Here is a 20,740-nt window from a genome sequence, read left to right as displayed (position 1 = left end):
AAGAACATCATGAACTTGCCTCTTGCCGTGGCCATTGCCCCGCAGGCGACCACGGAATTCAATGCACTCACCTCTGTCATCCGGCAGGCGGACTCGACGGCCGGTGGAGAGCTCCCGGTCCGGTGGCTGGTGCTCCGGGATGACTTCGTCTCGGGCGCGGATGCCCTGACGGTCTCGGCGTGGCTCGCCCCGCAATCGGAACGCATCGAACTGGTTCCGGAGGTCCCGGTCACCCACAACGAGCCCTTTCACGTCTCGACGGCCACGGCCACGCTGGACTTCGCCTCGACGGGTCGGGCCGGGTACTCCCCCTCGGTCCAGACCGATCCCTCCGCCGCGTCGGCCGTCGGCAGGCGTTCGGCGGCCGGTGCGGATGCGGTCTGGGACGAAGCCGGCGACGTCGACGACGTCGTCCACCGCCTGTGGGCCTCCTGGGAACCCGATGCCGTCATCCGGGACGAAGCCACGGGTCGCTTCATCGATCGGGACAAGGTGCACTACGTGGACTTCACGGGCACCGATTCCGTCGGCGAAGAATTCACCGTCAAGGGGCCCTCGATCACGCCTCGGCCGCCGCGCGGCGAGTTGCCGGTCCTCGTCCGGGTCTCCGACGACGCCTCCGCGCGGGCCGCGGCGCGGTTCGCCGACGTCGCCGTCCTGGATGCCGATGCGTTCACGGATGCCGAGACCGGTCGACGTCTTCTCGACGCGGTCGCGACCGGTCCTGCCCGGCCGACGGTGCTGCTGTCCGTGGCGTTGACCGAGGAAGGCAGAACCGCTCGTGGCGAGGCCACGGCCTCGGTCCTGTCCGCCTTGGTGGACGAGGCGAATGAGCTGGTGGGAGTCGAGTCTGCTGCTGAGGCCACGGACGTCGCCGGCGTCGAGGGGATCCTGCTCGATGCTCCCACGCCCGACGCCGCAGTCGCGGCGCTGTCCGGTGGCGAGCGGGCGAACTGACGTGGGCTCCACGATCGTCTTCGTGGGAGGCGGCCCGAAGACCACAGGAATCCTTCTGTCCCTGGCGGCCTCCCTGCGTCAGGATTCCTCACGTGGCGGTCCCCTGGACATCCATGTGATCGACCCGTACCGGGTCGGCGGCGGCCGGATTTGGCGACACGAGCAGTCCCCGACGCTGTGGATGAACTCCGTCGCGCGAGACGTCACCATCTTTCCGGATTCCGATGCCTCGCTGTCCGCCGCCCCCGTGACCGGGCCCGACCTCGCAACCTGGGTCGCAGGCGAAGGCCGCGAAGAGCTGGAGCGGCGGGGGCTCGGCCCCGACGCCGACCGTCTGACCCCGACCAGTTTCGCCCCGCGGCAGGTTCAGGCCGCCTATTTGGCCTGGGCCTTCGACCGCGCCATTGCACACATGCCCGAGAACGTGCGCGTCCACGTGCACCGCTCGACCGCGTCCCGGATCGTTCCCTCACAGGGCCGACGAAGGGTCGTTCTCGACGGTTCTGCGGGCGAGGACGAAATCATCGCGGACGTGGTGGTCCTGGCCCAGGGGTTCATCGAAATCATGGACGATCCGGACACCACGGCCATGAAATCCGCGGCCGAGCGGCACGGGCTGACCTACATCGCTCCCGGATACACCGCCGACGTCGATCTGTCCTCCTTGCTTCCCGGCCAGGACGTGCTCGTACGCGGGTTCGGACTGGCCTTCGTGGACGCGATGATGATGCTGACCGAGGACCGGGGCGGGGTCTTCCGCGGGAAGGGCAAGGAGACGCGGTACGTCCCCTCGGGCCGGGAGCCGGTCCTGTGGGTCGGCTCCCGGCGCGGCGTTCCCTACCGCTCCAAGCTCGGCTATCTTCCCGAAGGGATGCGTGTGGGTCCGACCCGCTACATGACGCGAGACAATGCGGCGTCGTTGGCCGAGGAGCGAGACGCCGGTGCCGAGGCGGCGCTGAGCGTTCAGGACGACATCATGCCGCTGGTCGACATGGAGTTGTTCGTTGCCCACTATTCCGAACTCGCGTACCGGCACCCGGAGCGCGTCGACTTCGACATCGAGGACGTCCGGGACAAGGGCGACGAGTGGTGCGCCGTGTTCCTCGAGGGCCGCACGGAGGATGCTGCCGCTGCCCGTGCGGCAGCCGACGAATGGGCCCGGGATCGCACGCCCGATCCGCGGGATCATTACGATCTCGGCACGATAGACCGCCCGCTGCGGGGGATGGAATTCGGAAGCCTCACCGACGTCGAGAACACGGTCGCCCAGCATGTACGCCAGGACATCGATCGTGCCGCCGACCCGGCGTGGTCCCAGGATTCTGCACGCTTCCATGCCCTTGTCGGTGCGTACTACGTGGTCCGTGAACTCGTGAGCCAAGGCGTTTTCTCGGCCGAGGACAGGATCCAGAATTTCGACGCCGGGTTCCACGGCCTGTTCTCCTATATCGCCTCCGGTCCCCCGCCGCAGAGGCTCGAGAACCTGCTTGCCCTCCACCGGGCCGGACTGGTCAGGTTCCTGGGCCCCGACACGGAGGTGGGGCTGCGCCACGGACGCTTCGAGACGACGGCGGGTTCCTGCCCGGAGACCGTCTCGGCCCCGAGCCTGTTCGACGCGCGATTGGCCAGGATCAGCGCAGAGCGCGCAAAGGACGAACTCCTGCGGGATCTCATCGACCGGGGCGAGCTCAGGCTCGAGAACAGCGGCGGAGCGGCGGCAAAGTTCCTGATCGATGCGACCAACCGCGCCCTCGACGCCTCCGGCGCGCCCCAGGACAATCTCCTCATGGTGGGACCATCGGTCGCGGGCTCGGTCGAGGAAGCCTTCACTCGGCCCGGGACCGACGCCCACGTGTTCCGGGACAACGAGCGACTCGCGCAGCGGCTGCTGGCCGCGGTTCAGCTCGAGTCGCCAGCAGGAGTTTCCTGAATCGGGTCCGTGCCGTCCCGGGCATCCTGCGGCTCGGGAAGAGGCGCGCGAATCACCAGGACGACGACGACCGCGGCGATCACGAGCGCCGTCACCGCAACCGGCAGTGGAAGCACCGGGTCCAGAAGCACCAGGACGGCTCCCAGAGGCAGAGCGGTGTTGACCAGCCGATCCGCGTGTTTCCTGATCGCGATCCACCAGATGCCGACCAGGAATACCGCGACCGGGACCGCCACGGCGTAGGACGCCGCCACTGGGGCGATGTGCGATGCATCGGACAGCGCGTCGATCTCGAGTTCGATGCCGACCGAAAACGCCCCCGCGGCTGCGAAGACGAAGTAATGCCAGTAGCCATATCGTAGCGATTCGGCGAAGGACGAGATGGCGCGGTGGTGGGGCGGCCAGAAGTACACCCACCACAACCCGGCGGTCACCACGAAGGCCAGAACCCCCATGGCGATCATCTCGCCCAGGTGTTCGGTGTCGTGCAATCCTTCGATGATCGCGTTGGCCGAGCCCGCCAAGGATTCCCCGAGCAGAATGAGGGTGAAACATCCGTATCGTTCGGTGATGTGGTGCGGGTGCCACGTGGTCCGGCCTCGGGTCTCGGCCACGACCGGCACGGAAATCTCCGCGAGCATCAGGATCACAAAGACCACCATCTGCGGCACCTGCGCATCGATGGTCAGCCAGGCGACCCACAGCACCTGGACCACGAGGATGCCCGCCGCGTACCAGCGCGCGGCCCGGGAGGCGACGTCCCCGCGACGAGACGCACGGACCCACTGAAAAACCATCGCAACGCGCATCACCACGTACCCACCGACCAGGATGGTGTACTCGCTCTCGGCGAAGGCAGGCTCCAGCCCGGCGGCCAGAACCAGCACTCCGGCCATCTGGACGAAGGTGACCACTCTGTACAGCCAGTCGTCCGTGTCGAAGGAGGTCGCGAACCAGGTGAAATTCATCCAAGCCCACCAGATCGCGAAGAAGACCATCAGATAGTGGACCAGGCCGTTGACCACGTCCCCTTCGCTCATCAGGTGGTGCAGATTCTGTGCGGCCGTGCTGACCGCCACCACGAACACCAGGTCGAAGAAGAGTTCCAAGGTGCTCGCGGCCCGATTCGGCTCGGAAGGATCGCGTGGTCGCATGGGAACGAGTCGAAGGCCGTCCCCGGCGCGTGAGGGAGTCATGTGGTGCCTGCCTGCTGGTCGACTGCGAAGATCTGAGGAAGGTTTCTTACCCTATCTTGTTGCCCGACCGACGCGAGCCGGCCCGGGCGAATTCGCGTGGGAATGGGGCTTCGTGGGCAACGCCGTCTCGCCTGGGGCACGGCGACGCTTGGGCCCGGACGCGGCCGGCGAGGCGGCGGCACGCGCAACCAGGTACTGCACGGGTCTGCTGTCGCTGGTCGGCGGCCGACACATTCGAAACAAGTTTGACCCAAATCACACTCGGACGGTCGATCACTGCATTGCCGCCCGTTCACGGTGGTGGCACAATCATCCTTCGTGAATACGACATGTGGTTCTCATTCGAACCATTTTCCCTCGTCAAATAGCGATTCTTCACCGGAGGACGAACCACTTCCGGAGGATGGCCAGCACCCGGGCAATGACCCCCACCCGGAGGCCGCCGCCACGAACCGGACCATGGCCCTCCCTCTCGACGCGCCTCGACCTCGGTCCAAGGCGCCCGCCGCTCTCGTGGTCGCCGCGATGGGCGTCGTCTTCGGCGACATCGGGACCAGCCCCCTCTACTCGATGCAGACGGTCTTCAGCATTCACGGTGGTGCGGTCCGTGCGACGTCGGAGGACGTCCTGGGCGTGATTTCGATGGTCATCTGGTCCCTGCTGCTCATCGTGACCCTGGCGTACATCGGTTTCATCATGCGCGCGGACAACCACGGCGAGGGCGGCATCCTTTCCCTCGCGGCCCTGATCCGACACAAACTCGGCAAGACCTCGCACCGCGCAGGCGCCGCCGTCGTCCTCGCCATCATCGGGGCCTCCCTCTTCTACGGCGACTCCCTGATCACGCCCGCCATCTCCGTGATGAGCGCGATCGAGGGGATCGAAGTCGTGGATCCGGGATTCGCCGAGTACATCGTTCCGCTTTCCGCACTGATCCTCACCGGCCTCTTCGTCGCCCAACGATGGGGAACCGGCAAGATCGGCAAGGCCTTCGGCCCGGTCATGGTCGTGTGGTTCCTCGTCCTGCTGGTTCTGGGCGTGCCCAAGGTCGTCGAGAATCCTTCGGTACTCCGAGCGCTCTCGCCGACCTACGCCATCGCCTTCGCTCTGGACAGACCCTTCATCGCGTTCGTCGCTCTGGGCGCGGTGGTCCTGGCCGTGACCGGCGTGGAAGCCCTCTATGCGGACATGGGCCACTTCGGCCGGCGGCCCATCATGCTGGGTTGGCTGTATCTGGTGCTCCCCGCCCTGGCCGTGAACTACCTCGGTCAGGGAGCGATGATCCTCGACAATCCCTCGACCATCACCAACCCGTTCTTCAACCTGGCCCCGCAGTGGGCCAGAATCCCTCTCGTGGCTCTGGCCGCCTGCGCGACCATCATCGCTTCCCAGGCGGTCATTTCCGGCGCATTCTCCGTGTCTCGCCAGGCCACGCGCTCATCCCTGCTTCCCCGCTTGCGCGTGGTGCAGACGTCCCGTGAGCAAGGGGGCCAGATCTACATGCCCACCGTGAATATCCTGTTGTTCCTGGGCGTCCTCACGCTCGTGCTGGTCTTCCGTTCCTCCGGAAACCTGGCGGCGGCGTACGGACTCTCCGTGACAGGGACCCTGCTGCTCGAACTCTCCTTGTTCCTGCTGCTGGCCCAGGCCGTGTGGAAATGGCCGTTCGCCAAGGTCGCGGCGCTGGCGGTCTTCGTCGGCGGCCTCGAGATTCTGCTGTTCGGCGCGAATGCGGTCAAGGTTCTCTCCGGCGGCTGGTTGCCGTTGCTCATCGCGGCGTGCTTCGTCGTCGTCATGATGACGTGGAAGCGCGGCTCACGCATCATGTGGGGCCGGAGGGCCTCGATGGAAGGGCCCATCGAAGCCTTCGCTGAGCAGCTCGCGCAGTCCACCGTCCAGCGCGTTGCCGGGCTGGCCGTGTACCCGCACGGAAATCCCGCCACGGTTCCCCTGGCTCTCCGGAGAAATCTCGAGTCCAATCACGTGTTGCACGAGAACTGCGTCGTCATCACGATGAAGAACATCGGCGTCCCGCATGTTCGTGCCGACCAGCGGATCACGGTCACCCACCTGGGTGAACCGGGCAACGGCATCGTGCGAATCCTGTGCAAGGTCGGATTCAACGATTCCCAGGACGTCCCCCAGGCGCTTCGACTGGCGACCATGGAATACCCGGAACTCGGCTTCGATCCGTCCGAGGCGATGTACATGCTCTCGGTGTTCCGCATCGAACCCGGGCAGGACAGTTGCATGCCGCGGCCGCAGAAGACCCTGTTCCGGTTTCTCGAGAAATTCTCGGCAAATCGGACGCAGGCCCTTCATCTTCCTCCGGAGCGGACCACGGTCATGGGCGCCCAGGCCGAACTGTAGGGGGTCTCTGCCTCAGCGAGCGCGCTCCCGGAGGTACCGACGGGCCTTCGGGGTCTCGATCAAGATCATCGTTCCACCGAGGACCCACAACGGGATCTGCACGGACATGGCCGCCTTGAACCCCTCGAGGGAATAGGTGTCCGGGGTTCCGGCGTGCATCAGGTCCAGGACCAGGCCGATGCCCAACACGGTGATCAGCGCCGCGCTGAAGCCGCCCATGTTGACCAGCCCGGTGGCGACGCCGCGCTGGCGCTTCGGTGCGTGGGTTCGCACGATGTCGAAAGCGACCATGGACAGCGGGATCCCGACGCTCATGATGACGCCGTACACGGCGGCGACCCCGAAGGGTGCCGTACCGGGCCAGATGAGCAGGACCAGCCAGGACGCGAACATGACGAGCACGCCACCGAGGGCGAGCATCACACGGTGTTCGGAATACTTGGAGAGAATCGGTCCGAAGAGCAGCGCGCCGACCATGGAAGCCACGATGGCGATGTTGAGGATCGTGTGGGCCGCGGCGTCGGAGTACCCCAAGCCGCCCGTCAGGAACGGGGTGCCCCACAGGAGCAGGAAACTGTCCGGCGCGAACATGGTCGAGAAATGGACCCAGAAGGCCAGACGAACGCCCGGCCGTTTCATGAGGGAGACCACGGCCGGTCGGATGCCGCTGGATCCCGGCCCGACCACCGGCAGGACCTCCGTGAGAATGATCGGACCGGTATCGGCCGGGAGCGTGGTTCCGGCCGTCTGGATGTCGGTTTTCCTGCCGGTCAGACGCTCGAGGATGGTTCCGGCCCCGGGGCCGTCCCGCATGGTGAGCGCGACCAGGAGAAGGATGACGACGCCGATGGCCGTCAGGCTCGCGAACCCCGAGAACCACCCGAAAGCGCCGATCACGGCGGCCAGCGGTGCCACGGCCACGAGCTGACCGACCTGCCCGGCGAGACCCGTGATCTGGTTGACCAGGGGCGTCTGCTTCCGCGTGAACCACTCGGCGACCAGGCGAACCACGGACGTGAAGATGCACGCGTCCCCCGCACCGAGGAGAATACGGGCGGCAATGGCGACGGGAATCAGGCTGGTCGCGGCCAGGACGAGTTGGCCCACGGCCATGAGGAACATGCCCGAAGCGATGACCCACGAGGTGCCGAAGCGGTCCAGGCACACTCCCACAGGGATCTGGCACAACGCGTACACGACGAGCTGAAGCACCAGAAATGAGGACAGAACCGTTGCTTCGGCCCCGAAATGGTCCTGGGCCGCGGGCCCGAGGGCCGAGAACGAGCTCCTGTTGATCAGGGCCAGCATGTATGCGGCCAGGCCAACGCCCCACATCAGCCATTTGATATGCAGTCTCCGGGTCATCATGGGTTGACTGTATCGTCCCAAGTGACCTTGAGGTCCGGAGATGACACGTCCACTCCGCTCGGCGTGCCGCGGCCGACGTCGCCGTCTCCCCCGATGACCGGACGAATCAGGCGGTCATGTCCAGCACGATCCGGCCGCGCACTCCCCCGGCCTCGAGCCGGCGGTGTGCCTCCGCCGCTTCGGCCGCCGGAAGGGTTTCGGCGACGCGCAGGGTGAGAGTTCCGTTCTCCGCCTGGTCACGCAGGGTCGACAGCATCTCTCGGTCCTCCGCCACGTCCCAGACCATGACCGGGTGCACATCGATCTCCCGGGCGCCGTCGCCCTTGTAGCCGCGGAAGGTGGCCACGGCTCCGCCGTCTTTGACCGCCGGGAGGACCTGCTCCGACTGGATCGAGGCGTCCGCCAGGCCGTCCACGCCGGAGGGGTAGAGTTCGCGGATGCGATCCGCAACATCGTCGCCGCGCCGAACGAGGTGGTCCGCGCCGAGGGTCCGCACGAGGTCCTCGTCCTTCTCCGCCGCGTCGGCGACGACTTCGAGCCCGTCGGCCTTGGCGAGCTGGATGATGTACCCGCCCAGGGTTCCGGCCGCTCCGGTCACCGCCAGGGTTTGGCCGGGTTCGAGACCCAGGAGGTCCAGCGCACGCCGTGCGGTCAGGGCGTTCATGGGCAGGGTCGAGGCCGCTGCGTCCGAAGCGTTCGACGGCGCTCGGACCACCGATCCCTGTGGCAGAACGATCTCTTCCCGATAGGCGCCGTGCTGTGCTCGCGGTTGGACGATGCCGACCACGCGGTCTCCCGGTTCGAGATCGGTGTCGGTGTCCGGGCCGAGTTCGACGACGGTTCCCGCGACATCCATACCGGGAACATCTCCGGGGTCCTCGGCCCGATCGTCCTTCGAACGCTGCCCGGCGCGGACGCTCGTATCAGTCGGGCTTACGGCGAAGGCCGTCACTGCGACCCGAATTTCTCCCGGCCCGAGGTCTTCTTGGGGAACATCGATGGGGTGGAGGGCGTCGGGCCCTCCGTACTGGGTTACTCCGTATGCACGCATGTATTCGGTCTAGCACCGGAGCCGCCACTCCTCAATGGCTGCCGGTCATCCCGCGCAACCGGAGAGTCCGCGTCGCAGCTGCGAACCCCGCGTACAGTGGGGCCATGAGCCCCAACCTCCCTGATCGCTTGGCCAACCGCGAACGGCCGTCGTCGAACGCCTGGGAACCGTGGCGGGCCGCATCGCCCCTGGACGGCCGACGGCCATCGAAGGAGGAGCTCCGGGACGCGATCGAATCCGGTCTCGGGCGCGAGGACGTCCTCCCCTGGCCCCGGGACGAACAGAACTCCGGATGGATCCGGTTGCTCATCGTCGGCATCAACCCCAGCCCATGGACCGCTGCCGTGAATGCTCCCTTCGCCCGACCAGGAAATCGTTTCTGGCCCTCGCTCGAGGAGGCGGGGATTCTTCCCAGGCGCGTCGATGCGTCGCGAGGGCTCTCACGGGAGGACGAGCGGATGATGGTGGACCGAGGGATCGGAATCACCAACGTCGTTCCTCGTCCTTCGGCCCGTGCCGACGAGCTGTCCGCCGAGGAACTGATCGACGGCGGTGCCGAACTCGTCACGCGGGTGAGCACCATCGGGCCACGGGCCGTCGCGGTCGTGGGTATCACCGCGTACCGTCAGGCGTTCTCGATGCCGAAGGCCGTCATGGGCCGCCAGGAGGCAGGCGTCGCGCCGCCAGGTTGGCCCGACGACGTCGAGCTGTGGGTTCTCCCCAACCCGAGCGGTCTCAACGCCCACGAAACCGTGGGCTCTCTGGCCGAGAAATGGCGCGCCGTCTGGGAGTCCTCGGCCCCCACCGGTCCCACGCAGGCGAGGCCCCGGGCCGACACGTGACATCGCGCCGACCCGAGGCCTCGGTTTGCAGCTGAGACGGGGAAAGGTCCCGTCCGGAGTGACTACCGGGTCGTGTAACCGCCGTTGGCGAAGATCGTCTGACCCGTGATCCACCAGCCGTCCGTGGCCAGGAACCGCACGATCGGGGCGATGTCCTCGATCTGCGTCAACTGGTTGCCCATGGCCTGGGACTTGTGGAACTCGACGCGCTCCGGAGTTTCCTGTCCGTAGAAGAACGGCGTATCCATGGGCCCCGGCGCCACGGCCGTCACCGAAATACCGCGCTCCGACAATTCCTTCGCGGCCGCACGCGTGAAGTGCTCAACGGGAGACTTGCCGCCGGCGTAGGTCGAGTACCCGTCGGTGAAGGCGGCGAGAAGCGCCGTGACGATCGTGACGATCTTGCCCCCATCGGCCAAGTGCTGTCCCGCTTCCTTGATGAAGAAGTAGGCCGACTTGGAGTTGATATCGAACATCGAATCGTATTCTTCTTCGGTGGTCTCCGCCATCGGCTTGCGCAGAACCTTGCCGACGGTGTTGACCGCGACGTCGATGGTGCCCAGGGCCTTTTCGGCGTCGTCGAAGAGTCGGGTCACGTTCGCCGGAACGGTCAGGTCCGCTTGGAACATCTCGGCACGGCCCCCGGAGGCCCTGACGGCCTCCACGGTCTGTTCCGCATCGGAGCGGGTCTCGTCCGAGTTGAAGTGGACGGCCACGTTGGCCCCGGCCTCGGCAGCCTGTCGGGCGATGAGACCGCCCAAGTTCTTGGCCCCGCCGGCAATGAGGACGTTCTTTCCTGACAATGTGTGCTCGCTCATCGCGCACCTCCATATCTGTGTTACATGTTCTTATAACGTTGCTACATTCGTTACCATAACAGCATGGCTGACATGACGGAAAGAGGCACCAGGGATCGATTGATCCTCGCGGCGGGGGCCCTCGTCGCCGCATCACCCGGCGAGGAGTTCTCACTGCGCGCCGTGTGCGATGCTGCCGGCGTCAAGATGCCGACGCTGTACCACTTCTTCGGATCGAAGCAGGGGCTCATCGACGCCGTCATCGACTACGGTTTCGATCTCTACCTGGGCAAGAAGTCGTCCATGGAGTCGTCCGGTGACCCGATCCAGGACATTCGCGAAGGCTGGGACGCACACGTGGAATTCGGGCTGGCGAATCCGGGCTTCTACACGCTGATGTACGGAACAGTGAGTCCCGGACACTCGCCCGCGCCCCAGGACAAGGCGGCGCGCATTCTCCGCGAGCTCACGGCGCGGGCGGCCGACCAGAATCGGCTGGCCGTTCCATCTGAGCAGGCGGCCGCGCACATTCTGTCGACGAACATTGGGGTGACCCTCCGGCAGATCATCCTGGCCGAAGCGGACCCGCGGCTCTCGGCGGCCGTGCGCGAAGGGGTTCTCGCCGCGATCACGAATACCGCGGGGCCGGAACGGAACCCGATCGCTTCGGCCATTGAAATTGCCGCCTCACAACCCGATACGCTGGGGAGCACCGAGACACGATTGCTGATCGAATGGCTCACCGCCCTCGACCGTGCGAAAGGAACCTCAGCATGAGCGAGAACAACCAAGATCGCCAGCCGACACCGGACCGGGCAGAAGACAACGCGTTCTTCCCGTCCCCTTACTCCCTCTCCCAGTACACGGCCCCCAAGACCGACTTCGACGGCCTCGCGACGGAGGAGAAGTACACCGGCGGTCGATGGAGGGTGCTCGTGATCGCAACCGATGAGCGGTACATGCACATGCGGAACGGGACGTTCTTCTCCACCGGAAATCACCCGGTCGAGACGCTCCTGCCGATTCATCACATGGCGGAGGCCGGCTACGGCATCGACGTCGCGACGACCAGCGGCGGCCCCGGCAAATTCGAGTGGTGGGCATATCCCCAGGAGGACGACGCCGTCGCCTCGGCGTGGGAGGCGACCAAGGAGAAGTTCAAGTCTCCGAAGAAGCTCGGAACGGTGATCGCGGACGGCCTGGATGACTACGCCGCCGTGTTCGTTCCGGGTGGCCACGGTGCCATGAACGGGATCCCGAACAGCACCGAGGTTCGGGATGTCCTCGAATTCTTCCTTCGGAACGACCGCCTCGTCGTCACGCTCTGCCACGGGCCCGCTGCCCTGCTCGCGGCCGGAATCGATCGGCAGAGCAACCCGTTCGCCGGCTACGAGATTGCCGCTTTCCCGGATTCTCTGGACTTCGGCGCGAACGTCGATATCGGATACCTGCCCGGTGAAATGCCCTGGCGGCTCGGGAAGAGGCTCTCGGAGGCCGGTCTCACGATCATCAACGACGACATGACGGGTGCCACCGCGCGCGATCGCAACCTGTTGACCGGAGACAGCCCGTTGGCCGCGCATCAGCTGGGCAAGGAGGCGGCACTCGCGCTGTTGGAGTCCTTCGGCAACTAGCCGACGACAGCCGGACCCAGCATCAGTCCTGGGTCATGCTGGGAAGGGTCAGGATCTCCGCTCCCCGGTCCGTGATGGCGACCGTGTGTTCGGAGTGAGCGGTTCGGCACCCGGTGGCGCTGCGAAGTGTCCATCCGTCCGGGTCTCCGGCCAACTGGTCCGTATCCACCATGACCCACGGCTCCAGGGCGAGGAGAAGCCCAGGCCGCAGTTTCTGACCGCGGCCGGGTCGACCGTCGTTGGCGACGTGCGGGTCCTGATGCATCGTGGTGCCGATCCCGTGCCCACCGAATTCCATGTTGATCGGGTATCCGGCCTCCTTGAGGACGGCTCCCATGGCGTGGGAGATGTCTCCGATGCGCGCCTTGGGAGAGGCAGCGGCGATCCCGGCCGCGAGCGCCCGCTCGGTGGTGGCGATCATGCGCTCGTCCTCGGGTGCCGGATTGCCGCCGACGACGAAGCTGATCGCCGCATCCGCAGCGATTCCGTTGAGGCTGACGGCCAGATCAAGGGTCAACAGGTCGCCCTCGACGAGTCGTTGATCGTGAGGGAGTCCGTGGAGCACCGCATCGTTGACCGAGGTGCAGATGTAGTGGCCGAAGGGGCCGCTGCCGAAGGACGGCGCGTAATCCACGTAGCAGGACTCGGCCCCGGCGTCGACAATCATGTCTCGCGTCCAGCCATCAATGTCGAGGAGATTCGTTCCGGGCCGGACCCTGTCCCTGAGTGTCTGGAGAATTCCTCCCACCAGACGCCCGGATTCACGGGCACGGACGAGCTGGCTGGGGCTGAGTATCTCCGTCATGCGGACCACTGTACAGGCAGGCGCTGACAACGTTCTTCTCGCCCCCGAGGCCGAGCCGAGCCCCGATCCTGGCGCCGATCTCCGTCACGAGCGGAACGGGATCCCGGATGCAGGCAGCCACATCGGAATTCACATCGGTCAGGGCATGGATCGAGGTGTAGGTGTCACGCAGCGGGGAATCATCGGTCGCCTCGCAGGTTCCGCACACGGCCACCACGGCCTTGCCCAGGTCCCGCGCTCTGCGGGCGACGACGGCGGGCGCCTTTCCGCTCAGGGTCTGGTCGTCGATCCTCCCCTCCCCCGTAATGACCAGGTCGGCCGATGCCGCGAGCGCGTCGAATCCCGCGAGGTCGAGCAGCAGGTCGGCGCCGGAAATGATCTCGGCGCCCAGGTAGGTGACGGCCGCGAAGCCGAGACCACCGGCGGCTCCTGCCCCTGCGGCGTGTGAGGCGCCGTGGCACCCCAGAGCAGCTTCGGTGACGGTTGCGAAGCTCCCGAGCGCGCGATCGACGTCGTCGATACGGTCTTGGCGCAGCCCTTTCTGCGGGCCGTAGACCGCGGCTGCACCCTGCGGCCCGGTCAACGGATTCGTCACGTCTGTTGCGGCGATGAACCTGGTCTCGGCCAGCCGGGCGTCCATCTGCGAGAGATTGACGCGCCGCACATCGCCGAGCCTCCGCAGGTCCGTGACGCGCTCCCCCGATGCATCCACCAGGTGCAGGCCGAGGGCCATGAGCATTCCGGCACCCGCGTCCGTCGTCGCACTGCCACCCAGGCCGAGAATGACGTCTCGCGCTCCTTCGTCGAGGGCTGAGAGGATCAGTTCTCCCACGCCGGCGGTCGTGGCACGCTCGGCTTCGGCGTCGGGACGGATCCTTCCGTCGCGAGAGACCAGTGCAAGCCCGGCAGCGGCCGCGACCTCGATGACGGCCCGATGGCGGGACCTGTCCAATGAAAGCTGCGCCGATACGAAAGTTCCATCGGGACCGGCCACGGTGCGCGTGATCCGTTCGTACCCCAGACGGTCGCAAGCATCGAGAGTCCCGTCTCCGCCGTCGGCGACGGCAATGGCGGAGACCTCGATACCGGCCACGCGCCTGAGACCACGGCCCAGAGCGTCGGCGATCTGTTGCGACGTCGCCGAGCCCTTGAACTTGTCGCAAGCGATCAGAACCCTGGGCATGATTCAGCCCAGGTTGTCGATGACGGCCTGGGTCACGTCGTGGGTGCTGGCCGTGCCGCCGACGTCCCGGGTCAGGATGCCCTGTTCGCACGTCCTGTCGATCGCGACCTGAAGGCTCTTCGCTTCGACGTCGAGACCGAAGTGCTCCAGCATGAGCGCGGCCGAGCCGAATTGGCCGACGGGGTTGGCAATGCCCTGCCCGGCGATGTCCGGTGCGGAGCCGTGAACGGGCTCGAACATCGAAGGGAATCGACGGTCCGGGTTGAGGTTCGCGCTGGCGGCCAGGCCGAGCGAACCCGACATCGCCGAACCGAGATCGGAGAGAATGTCCGCGTGCAGGTTCGAGGCGACGACGACGTCGAGGTCTTCAGGGCGCAGCACGAACTTGGCGGCCATCGCGTCCACGAGCACGGACTCCGTCTCGATATCGGGATAATCCTGGGCGACGCGGTCGAAGACCTCGTCCCAGAGGACCATGCCGTACTGCTGCGCATTCGATTTGGTCACCTTGGAGACTTTCTTGCCGGGCCGTGTTCGTGCCAGGTCGAAGGCGAATCGGAAGATTCTTTCGCACCCCACCTCGGTGAAGACCGCGGATTGCGTGGAGACCTCTCCGAGCCCCTCACGGCCGGAGAAGTTTCGTCCGCCGAAGCCCGAGTACTCGCCCTCGGAATTTTCTCTGACCACGATCCAGTCAAGGTCTCTCTCGTGGGCACCGACGATCGGGGACTGCACGTTCGGCAACATGGAAACGGGCCGGATATTGGCCCATTGGTCGAAGCCCTGGCAGATCGCAATGCGAAGCCCCCAGAGGCTCACGTGATCCGGGACCGTGGGCCAGCCGACCGCTCCGAAGAAGATGGCGTCGAGGTCCTTGAGTTGCTCGAGCCCGTCCTCGGGCATCATGCGTCCGGTGCGGGCGTAGTATTCGCTGCCCCAGTCGAAATCTCTCCATTCGAACCCGAACTGTCCGCCGGAATTTGTCGCGATGGCCTCGAGAACCTCGCGTCCGGCGGCCACCACCTCGTGACCGACACCGTCGGCCGGGATCGAAGCGATGTCGAAGGTCTTGGTTGCGGCAGCCATGCGGTTACTCCTGAATCGGCGTGTTGTCTCTGTGTCCGTAACCAGACAACTCCCCGATACCCCATTCGTCCAAGACGAATTTTCACGCAAAGGTATAGGTTTTCCCTATGATGTGAGGATCTTGTACCGCTCTCGGATCATGGCCATCAACGCTTCGGCCCCAGGTGTCAGGCCCGAAGAACGACAGACAGCAAAGATGTCGAGATATGCGCTGGGTTCGATGCGACGCACCGTGCATCCGCTGCTTTCTGCGATCGAGCGCCACGAGTTCGGCATGACGGTGTGACCGAGTCCGGCCCGGACCATGGGCAGCAGCGAGGTCCTGTGCGCCACCTCGGCGACGACGTTGACCTCGATTCCGCTGACCAAAAGGTCGTCGATCAGCTGGCGCATCATGGACCCTCGCTGCGAAATCACGTAGTCCATTCCCTCCAGCGCCGATCGTTGGATATCCGGGGTCGGTGCGGGTGTTCCTGGAGGCGAGATGAGGACGAGCGGCTGGGTATCGAGCTGCCACACCTGCAGATCCGCGCTCCTGGGCTTCCCTGCAGACCCCAGAAGCCCGATCTCGGCCGACCCCGAGTGCACGGCATGGATCACGTCTTCGGGGGTGAAGGCGGCGTCAACATTGACGGTCACACCCGGATGATGCTCATGAAATTCGGTGATCAATGAGGTCAGCGGCTCGACGCCCGGGCTCGGCATCGCGATCATGTCGACCGTGCCCTGCCGGAGGGACTGGATAGCGCTCACCGTGGCCCGGGCGGCGTCGAGGTCCCGGAGGACCTGCCGCGCGGGGCCGATGAGCTGTTTGCCGACGGCCGTGAGCTCGACGCCGCGGCCCGTCCGGCGAAACAGCTCGGTTCCGAGACTCCTCTCGAGTGACCGGATGGATTGGGACAGAGACGGCTGAGCCACGTGCAGGGCTTCGGCCGCTCGGCTGAACCCGTCGTGATCCACGATCCCCAAGAAGTAGGTCAATTGCCTGATGTCCATCATTCCCCGCTCATAGGTTTTGTCTATGCCAGTAACCAATAATAGGTCTTGGACTTGATGTGTGACGCAGACCATGCTGGATCCATCGTTCACACAAGGAGGTCACATTGGCTCAGGCAACCGGGGCGGTCACATCGCCAGGCCCCAAGACGGATGTCTCCAAGGCGCTACTCGGAGGCGGTACGTATCGCGGCCTCGACCAGCAACGCCTCTCCCCTCTCGAGGAACGGGTCGAGAAGATTCGGCGCGTATCGGGCTTCTTCCTGGCGCCGATCGGCTTTCTGGCCATGTGGTTCCTGCCCCAGGGCATGGACGGGACGCAGCAGAAGGTCGCGTCCGTTCTGATCGGCGTGATTCTGCTCTGGCTGTGCGAATCGATACCGATCCCGGTCACGGCCCTTCTGGGCGTCGCGATGATGGTCCTCGTGGGTGTTGCCCCTGCATCGGATGTCCTGGCACCGTTCGGGTCCTCCACGATCTTCACGTTCATCGGCGCGTTCATCCTCGCTCAGGCCATGCTCAAACACGGCGTCGCCCAGCGCATCGCCTATCTGGTCCTGGGGATTCCCGGCGTCGGAAAGTCCACGGTGCGCATCATCCTGGCCTTCGGCGTGATCACCTGTGTTCTTTCCGCCTTCGTGTCGAATACCGCGACGGTCGCGATGCTTCTGCCCACAGCCCTGGGGATCCTGACCGTGATCGCCCAATTGATGCAGGACAAGGGCGTGGTCAAGCAGGACTTCGACCCGATGCGTTTGCGCGTGGGCGCTGCCCTGATGCTGATGCTTGCGTACGGCGCCTCGATCGGCGGCCTCCTGACCCCCGTCGGCGCGCCGCCGAACCTGATCGGCCGCGGCCTCATCGAGTCCACCACCGGGACCGAGATCTCCTTCGGGCAGTGGGTTGCCGCGGCGGCTCCGATCTGCGTCTGCATGCTCCTGGTCCTGATGGTGATTCTTTTCCTGGTCAACCGCCCGGAGACGCGCCGGATCGAGGGCGTGGCGGAATTCATCGCCGACCGGAAACGGGCCCGGGGCAGGATGTCCCGGGCGGAAATCAACACGGTGATCGCCTTTTCCGTCACGGTCGTCCTGTGGGTGTTCCCCGCGATTCTGAGCCTGTTCGTCGGTGTGGATTCGACCGTGTACAAGGCCGTGGACGATCGTTTGGACGAGGGCATTGTCGCCGTGATCGGCGCTGCTCTGCTCTTCCTTCTCCCGACGGACACGAAGAAACTCAAAGGCACCCTGGAGTGGTCCGACGCGGCCAAGATCGATTGGGGAACCATCCTCTTGTTTGGTTCCGGGATGATCTTCGGAGCCATGATGGGAGATTCAGGCTTGGCCAAGACGATCGGTCACGGCCTGTATTCATCCCTGGGCGTCTCGAGCGGCCTCGTCATCACCGCGGCCGCCGTGGTTCTGGCGATCCTGATTTCGGAGACCACCAGCAATACGGCCGCTGCCGCCGTCACCGTGCCGATCGTGGTCCCCTTGGCCGTGGCCGCCGGCGTCGACCCCGTGGTTCCGGCCCTCGCAGCCACGTTCGGTGCGTCCTTCGGTTTCATGCTCCCGATATCGACGCCGCAGAACGCGATCGTCTACGGGTCAGGGACCGTACCGATCGGACGCATGATTCGCACGGGAGTAATCTTCGACGTGATCGGAGGCGCGCTGATCGTCGCCCTCCTGCCCTGGCTGGCCTCCCTGGTCGGCATCGGGGGCTGACGCCACGGTCGACGTCGGTCGGCAACGATCGACGCCGGTCTCCACGGACGCCGTCGCTCTGGGCGTGCCGCCGCTCTGCGGACGCACCCTCGGGCAGTGGATTTATCGTTCCGCCGAGGCGACCCAGTATTCACGGAATTTGCCATGGTCGGCGCGGAGGATGTCATTGCCGAAGAAGCCGTAGACGGTCCCGTCGGTCATGGTTCCCGTGCCGGCCCAACGCCCGGCGACCATATCGCCATCGACCAGCGGAGGCACCTCGATCTCGAAGGTCAGATCGGAGAACATGCCCTTGGTCTCGGCGAGGATGTCGGCCAGCCCGTCGGGCCCGTGGACCTCTCGGCCGGGCCAGTGTCCGATGAAGTCGTCCGTCACGAGCTCCCCGGCGGCTTCGCGCAGCGCCTCGCGGTCGGCCGGCCCGCTCCAGAGTTGCTGGATCCACCGGTAGAAGAGTTCCCTGTTGTCACCCATGTCACTCCTTCCGTGCGTCTGGCCATTCTCACACGGAGCTCCGGACCGGTCACGCTGCCTGTGGAATTTCGGCCGAGGAAATCCGCGGACTGTCTGACAGCGGATCTCGACTGAACGCAAGGTCAGGCGGATGTACTCCGCGATGGACAGATCCCGTCGAGCACGAAACCAGTTCGTCGATCATAGTCGGCGCGGGGCGGCCGGCCACCGTGCTTGAGCGCCAGGGCATTGTCTCGGGCGAGTGCTTGAAAGTCTTCGGCCGTGACGTCATGGGCCAGGACGCCTGCGGCACGCCCTTGTGCGACAAGGCTTTCGTGGAAGTCCGTCCCCGCATGGCATAGGTCGAGCAAGGGTTCGGACTCGCGATATTCCTGCAGAAGGACATCGTTGACGGCCGGACGTTCATACTGCAGGTCACGGAGCGCAACGATGTAGCCCCGGATCCGATGTCGGACGCCGACGACGGACTTCGCATTCTCGATGACAGCCTTCAACTCGGTCGCGACGACGTCGTCGATGACGGCATCGATGAGCCCGACTCTCCCACCGAGCCGGTTGAAGATCGTTGCCTTGCTCACCCCGGCGGCCGCGGCGATCTCGTCGAGCGATGCCGAGAACCCCTGTTCTCGGAAGACTCGTACCGCCGCTTGCAGTATCCGATCAACGTTTCGACGGGCATCCGAACGGAGAGCGGACGCACTTCGTGAGTCGGGCACGAGGCAACCTCCTTGTCAGCCGACGGTTAACTTGATTCAGATAGTCAACTTAGTGCAGGCTGGGGTCAACGCAAAGTTGACTCAGTGAGTAAACTTCACTCTTCCCTGGCACCGGGCGTGAACCATGAGCACGTTCTCGTACCCCCCCCCCCCCGAAAGGACTTTCCCATGATCATCGTCACCGGAGCCACAGGCGCCCTCAACGGGGCCACGGTCGACCAGCTCCTCAAGCGGGTGCCACCACACCACATCGGCGTCAGCGTCCGTGACCCTGCACGCGCTCAGCACCTGGCAGATCGAGGAGTCCGCGTACGGCAGGCGAGCTACAACAACCCTCAGGCCCTGCGGCGCTCGTTCGCCGACGCGGATCAAGTCCTCCTCGTGTCATCCAGCGACCAATCTTCCGACGTCGTCGCACAGCATGACAGGGCAATCGACGCCGCCGTCGACGCGGGGGCTCATCGCATCTTGTACACGAGCGCCCATGGGACAGCTTTCGACACGCCCTACCCGCCGCTCAGGATCCATGCGGCCACTGAACACCATCTTGCGGAGTCCGGAGTCGCATGGACTGCGTTGCGCAACGGCTTCTACGGCGACCCATCACAGTTGCTCGGTGCGTGGCAGGAAACAGGGGTCATCGCTATGCCCGCGGACGGTCCTTTCTCCTGGGTCGACCGGCGCGACGCCGCGGAGGCGGCCGCCGCGATCCTCACGGCCGACAAGCCGTTGGATGGCCCGGTTGACCTGACGCTGCCCGAGCCGGTCACCCTGGCGGACTTCGCCGCGTCCGCATCCGAGGTCACGGGTCACCAGATCGACCGCGTCGTCGTCGACGACGAGACGTGGGTGAGAGATGCGATGAACAACGGCGTTCCCGAGGAGGTCGCGCGCTTCACCCTGTCCATGTTCCAGGCCACCAGGAGCGGGCATTTTGCGAATTCGGACCCCATGCTCACGCGCCTGCTGGGCCGCAGACCTCGCAGTATCACCGATCAGCTGCGGGAGAGGATTGCTGACGGGCAAGTCAGTGACCCTCCTCGTTGATGGTCGAACTATTGCGCAGAGCTCTCGAGCCACAGGAGATCCACTGCGCACGCGGCAATCAGGTCACGGACCTTTTCCTTCTGTCTCACTCGGTATCGCGGTTTGTTCGCCGTGCACCGGGACTGCAGCCCAAGCGTCATGACCGGCAAAACCTAGCTCGCCACCTCGTCCATGGTGGCTCGAGCGGCACCGATCAGATCGTCGAGGCGGTTGCCCATGGCCTCGAGTTCTGCCGCGCGTGCGCGGAGTCGGTCACGTTCGGCCTCCAAGGTGCGGAGGGTCGACGCCGTGGCGACCCGGCTATCGACGCACGGGAGCAGCTCCCGGATCGAGGCGCTGCTCAGGCCCGCTTGGATGAGCTGATGAAGGAAACGGACCCGTTCGACCGTCGCCTCGGGGTAGCGACGTTGCCCGCCGCTGGTGCGCTCGGAGGAGAGCAAGCCCTGCTGCTCGTAATAGCGCACCACCCGCGGCGTCACGTTCGCCGCAGAGGCCACGGCACCGATCGGAAGCATGGCGCACCTCACATTTTCTGGTATTGAACCTGACGCTGGCGTCAGGTTT

General features: G+C 65.5%; 19 protein-coding genes. 8 read left to right on the top strand and 11 right to left on the bottom strand.

Annotated elements, in window-relative coordinates; all coding sequences use genetic code 11:
• Positions 1–9 precede the first annotated feature (9 nt).
• Both EWU68_RS01225 and EWU68_RS01220 read left to right on the top strand, forming a co-directional pair.
• The gene (locus EWU68_RS01225) at positions 10–957 is read left to right on the top strand and encodes an LLM class flavin-dependent oxidoreductase (protein ID WP_129314055.1); all 948 of its coding nucleotides are present in this window, start codon (positions 10–12) and stop codon (positions 955–957) included.
• A 1-nt stretch (position 958) separates the two neighbouring features.
• Positions 959–2,887 carry an FAD/NAD(P)-binding protein gene (locus EWU68_RS01220; RefSeq protein ID WP_162421322.1) on the top strand — a complete coding sequence of 643 codons (1,929 nt, stop codon included), beginning with the start codon at positions 959–961 and terminating at the stop codon, positions 2,885–2,887.
• Here EWU68_RS01220 and EWU68_RS01215 read toward each other — a convergent pair.
• Positions 2,857–4,041: a low temperature requirement protein A gene (locus EWU68_RS01215; protein WP_129314053.1), complete on the bottom strand. Its 1,185-nt coding sequence runs from the start codon at positions 4,039–4,041 to the stop codon at positions 2,857–2,859. The genes EWU68_RS01220 and EWU68_RS01215 overlap by 31 nt on opposite strands.
• Positions 4,042–4,542: 501 nt before the next feature.
• Between EWU68_RS01215 and EWU68_RS01210 the strand changes: the two genes are divergently transcribed.
• A complete protein-coding gene (locus EWU68_RS01210; RefSeq protein WP_129314052.1) occupies positions 4,543–6,453 on the top strand; it encodes a potassium transporter Kup in 1,911 nt (636 codons plus the stop codon).
• A gap of 12 nt (positions 6,454–6,465) precedes the next feature.
• Here EWU68_RS01210 and EWU68_RS01205 read toward each other — a convergent pair whose 3' ends face one another.
• Positions 6,466–7,821 (bottom strand): MFS transporter, encoded by a 1,356-nt coding sequence (locus EWU68_RS01205; protein WP_129314051.1) that lies wholly within the window; start codon positions 7,819–7,821, stop codon positions 6,466–6,468.
• Positions 7,822–7,927: 106 nt separating this feature from the next.
• The gene (locus EWU68_RS01200; RefSeq protein ID WP_129314050.1) at positions 7,928–8,872 is read right to left on the bottom strand and encodes an NADP-dependent oxidoreductase; all 945 of its coding nucleotides are present in this window, start codon (positions 8,870–8,872) and stop codon (positions 7,928–7,930) included.
• 104 nt (positions 8,873–8,976) lie between these two features.
• On the opposite strand from EWU68_RS01200, the gene EWU68_RS01195 reads away from it, so the two are divergent.
• Positions 8,977–9,714, top strand: coding sequence for a uracil-DNA glycosylase family protein (locus EWU68_RS01195; RefSeq protein WP_129314049.1), 738 nt, complete (start codon positions 8,977–8,979; stop codon positions 9,712–9,714).
• A gap of 62 nt (positions 9,715–9,776) precedes the next feature.
• On the opposite strand, the gene EWU68_RS01190 is transcribed toward EWU68_RS01195, so the two are convergent.
• On the bottom strand, positions 9,777–10,532 hold the full coding sequence (locus EWU68_RS01190; protein ID WP_129314048.1) for an SDR family oxidoreductase: 756 nt from the start codon (positions 10,530–10,532) through the stop codon (positions 9,777–9,779).
• Between the two features lie 63 nt (positions 10,533–10,595).
• Here EWU68_RS01190 and EWU68_RS01185 point away from each other — a divergent pair, with 63 nt between their 5' ends.
• Entirely contained in the window at positions 10,596–11,288 is a 693-nt protein-coding gene (locus EWU68_RS01185; RefSeq protein WP_197964361.1) for a TetR/AcrR family transcriptional regulator, read from the top strand.
• A complete protein-coding gene (gene hchA, locus EWU68_RS01180) occupies positions 11,285–12,145 on the top strand; it encodes a glyoxalase III HchA (protein ID WP_129314047.1) in 861 nt (286 codons plus the stop codon). Before EWU68_RS01185 ends, hchA begins: the two co-directional genes overlap by 4 nt.
• 22 nt (positions 12,146–12,167) lie before the next feature.
• Here the strand turns inward: hchA and map are convergent, their stop codons facing one another.
• The 4 genes from map to EWU68_RS01160 all read right to left on the bottom strand — a co-directional run bounded on the left by map (position 12,168) and on the right by EWU68_RS01160 (position 16,218).
• Positions 12,168–12,950, bottom strand: a complete 783-nt coding sequence (map, locus tag EWU68_RS01175) for a type I methionyl aminopeptidase (protein ID WP_129314046.1) — start codon at positions 12,948–12,950, stop codon at positions 12,168–12,170.
• On the bottom strand, positions 12,907–14,133 hold the full coding sequence (locus EWU68_RS01170) for a glycerate kinase (RefSeq protein ID WP_129314045.1): 1,227 nt from the start codon (positions 14,131–14,133) through the stop codon (positions 12,907–12,909). Before EWU68_RS01170 ends, map begins: the two co-directional genes overlap by 44 nt.
• 3 nt (positions 14,134–14,136) lie before the next feature.
• On the bottom strand, positions 14,137–15,219 hold the full coding sequence (locus EWU68_RS01165; RefSeq protein WP_129314044.1) for a tartrate dehydrogenase: 1,083 nt from the start codon (positions 15,217–15,219) through the stop codon (positions 14,137–14,139).
• A 105-nt stretch (positions 15,220–15,324) separates the two neighbouring features.
• Entirely contained in the window at positions 15,325–16,218 is an 894-nt protein-coding gene (locus EWU68_RS01160) for a LysR family transcriptional regulator (protein ID WP_238692242.1), read from the bottom strand.
• Between the two features lie 104 nt (positions 16,219–16,322).
• On the opposite strand from EWU68_RS01160, the gene EWU68_RS01155 reads away from it, so the two are divergent.
• A complete protein-coding gene (locus EWU68_RS01155) occupies positions 16,323–17,942 on the top strand; it encodes an SLC13 family permease (protein WP_165162077.1) in 1,620 nt (539 codons plus the stop codon).
• A gap of 102 nt (positions 17,943–18,044) precedes the next feature.
• Here EWU68_RS01155 and EWU68_RS01150 read toward each other — a convergent pair whose 3' ends face one another.
• On the bottom strand, positions 18,045–18,413 hold the full coding sequence (locus tag EWU68_RS01150) for an ester cyclase (protein ID WP_129314043.1): 369 nt from the start codon (positions 18,411–18,413) through the stop codon (positions 18,045–18,047).
• Positions 18,414–18,535: 122 nt separating this feature from the next.
• Entirely contained in the window at positions 18,536–19,129 is a 594-nt protein-coding gene (locus tag EWU68_RS01145; RefSeq protein WP_129314042.1) for a TetR/AcrR family transcriptional regulator, read from the bottom strand.
• Between the two features lie 168 nt (positions 19,130–19,297).
• Here EWU68_RS01145 and EWU68_RS01140 point away from each other — a divergent pair, with 168 nt between their 5' ends.
• Complete coding sequence (locus tag EWU68_RS01140; protein WP_129314041.1) at positions 19,298–20,176, top strand: NAD(P)H-binding protein; 879 nt, start codon at positions 19,298–19,300, stop codon at positions 20,174–20,176.
• A 152-nt stretch (positions 20,177–20,328) separates the two neighbouring features.
• Here EWU68_RS01140 and EWU68_RS01135 read toward each other — a convergent pair whose 3' ends face one another.
• Positions 20,329–20,691 carry a MerR family transcriptional regulator gene (locus EWU68_RS01135; RefSeq protein ID WP_129314040.1) on the bottom strand — a complete coding sequence of 121 codons (363 nt, stop codon included), beginning with the start codon at positions 20,689–20,691 and terminating at the stop codon, positions 20,329–20,331.
• Between the last annotated feature and the right edge of the window lie 49 nt (positions 20,692–20,740).

Origin of the sequence: Rothia koreensis, assembly GCF_004136575.1 — a bacterium.
GTDB lineage: Bacteria > Actinomycetota > Actinomycetes > Actinomycetales > Micrococcaceae > Rothia > Rothia koreensis.
This window is presented reverse-complemented; position numbering and strand designations above follow the sequence as displayed.